Origin of the sequence: Mycobacterium parascrofulaceum ATCC BAA-614, from assembly GCF_000164135.1 — a bacterium.
Classification (GTDB): Bacteria; Actinomycetota; Actinomycetes; order Mycobacteriales; family Mycobacteriaceae; genus Mycobacterium; species Mycobacterium parascrofulaceum.
This window is the reverse complement of sequence record NZ_GG770647.1, coordinates 1-774: the sequence shown is the minus strand read 5'-3', so window position 1 is coordinate 774 and position 774 is coordinate 1. Positions and strand designations below refer to the sequence as shown.

General features: G+C 59.8%; 1 protein-coding gene. It reads left to right on the top strand.

The genetic code is table 11. The features are described from left to right. Positions 1 to 28: 28 nt before the first annotated feature. The coding region (locus tag HMPREF0591_RS33600) for an HNH endonuclease (RefSeq protein ID WP_208857820.1) at positions 29 to 774 on the top strand (746 nt) is incomplete at its 3' end.

Here is a 774-nt window from a genome sequence, read left to right as displayed (position 1 = left end):
GATCGACGATTCGACATGGAGTAAGGCGGTGACCACAGTTGCTCGCGGAACCACCAAGAACCCACTGCGGCTGCTCCAGCAACTGCCTGGCGCTCCACCACCGTTTCTATATAGGCGTTTGGCTGGCTCTCCGGCGCGAATCCAGTTTGTCGACGGCGCGCTCGAAGCTCTGGTGAGGTACGGGCCAGTCCTGCGTGATCTCATCGAGTTTCGGTTCGTCCGTTTCGTCGCCAAAGCAAACCGTGTAACGCTTGGCACGCCCGTTGAGGATCAACTCCATGAGCACCTCTTCGGACTGGCAAGGCACATGCCACCGGTGGATATGCGCCACGACTTATGGATGATCCAGCAAGGTCGATGTGTCTACACGGGCCTGGAGATCGAGGATCCCGCTGTGACAGGGAATCGGGCGTCCGTTGATCACGTGGTCCCGTGGCGCCGTGTCAGGCTTTCAGCGGCCGAGAACTTCCTTATCACCGCGACCGTGACAAACTCGGCCAAAAGCGATGTGCTGCTTGCGCCCGAGCTGCTGAGTCGCTGGGTAAACCATCTCTCGACGCAACGGGAGGCTATTGCGACGGTAGCCGAAAATCACGGGTGGCCCTCGGATCTCTCTCGCGTTGCGGAGGTGGCAAGCGCGCAGTATCGGCACGCGAGCCCAGCGATCCCCGTGTGGGAGGGCGCATCGGGATTTGATGCTCTCGGCGAGGAAGGTCGGGTTAGGTCGCTTGAGATTCTTTCTAACCTCTCGAGTAGTAGCTTCCTAGACGACGT